Here is a 1,127-nt window from a genome sequence, read left to right as displayed (position 1 = left end):
TGCAGTGCGGTTACAATGTGTCCCAATTAACTTGAGTTTGATCCAGTTGTTCTTGTTTCCTCCATCATTCCGCAAGAGGGAGAACCTGTCATTCATATTGAGGACCAGGACGTCGAGGTCGCCGTCGTTGTCGTAGTCCCCAAATGCGCAGCCGCGGCTGGAGAAGCGCTCCGTTACTCCCGGTCCCATCTGAGCTGAGACGTCCTTAAACTTGCCATTCCCAAGGTTTCTGTAAACGAGGCGTGGATTCCTGAACGTAGCATCGAGATGATAGTTTTCGATTTCAGGATAAACATGGCCCGTGACGTGAAAAATATCCGTCCAACCATCGTTGTCGTAATCCATGAATCCCGCGCCCCAGCAAACGTACTGCGTGTTCACACCAAGGCCTGCGACGAAGGTGACGTCGGTAAAAGTCCCGTCCCCATTGTTATGGTAAAGATCGGGGGTATCGTCGGTGAAATTCGTTTTGAAGATGTCCAGCCACCCATCGCAGTCGTAGTCTCCGACGCCTACGCCCATGCCGGCCTGTTCCTGTCCATCCTCGTTATACGCGCAACCCGCCATAACGGAGACGTCCGTGAATGTCCCATCCTTATTATTGTGAAATAGGATGCTGGGCTCCGAATCCACTGCCACGTAGATATCCGGCCAGCCGTCGTTGTCAAAATCATACGACACGCTGGTGATGGAATACCGCGGCCCGGGTTTCAGGATGCCGGCCTTTTGCGAAACGTCCGTGAAGGTCCCATCACCGTTATTGTGGTAAAGGAGGTTCATCCCGCCGGGAAGGCCGCGCGGCCCACACATGACGGGGATACCTTTCCACTGGCAATAGCCGGAGGCGCCAGGCACCGGCACTTTCGTGATATCCAGCTCTATGTAATTGCAGACGAAGAGATCCAGCAATCCGTCGTGGTCATAGTCGAGCCAGGTGCAACCGGAGCCCCAGCGGACGCGGTCTTCCCAGAGTCCCGCTTTCTTCGTCACATCCGTAAAGGTCCCGTCTCCGTTGTTGTGCCAGAGGATGTTGTGGCCCCAGTAGCAGCAGAACAGGTCGTCCCATCCGTCATTGTCATAGTCGCCGACGCAAACGCCCGTCCCCCAGCCGGTGCGTCCCAGGCCGG

Annotated in this window: 1 protein-coding gene; it reads right to left on the bottom strand. The window is 55.6% G+C overall.

Features of this window, described 5'->3' with window-relative positions:
- Window positions 1-1,122 (bottom strand): FG-GAP repeat domain-containing protein (locus ABSG49_RS12250; protein ID WP_424026416.1); only part of this gene is annotated, 1,122 nt, incomplete at its 3' end.
- Window positions 1,123-1,127: the final 5 nt, after the last annotated feature.

Source organism: Methanoregula sp. (genome assembly GCF_049510175.1).
Taxonomy (GTDB): domain Archaea; phylum Halobacteriota; class Methanomicrobia; order Methanomicrobiales; family Methanospirillaceae; genus Methanoregula.
The sequence above is the reverse complement of the archived record's forward strand: the minus strand, read 5'-3'. Positions and strand labels throughout refer to the sequence as shown.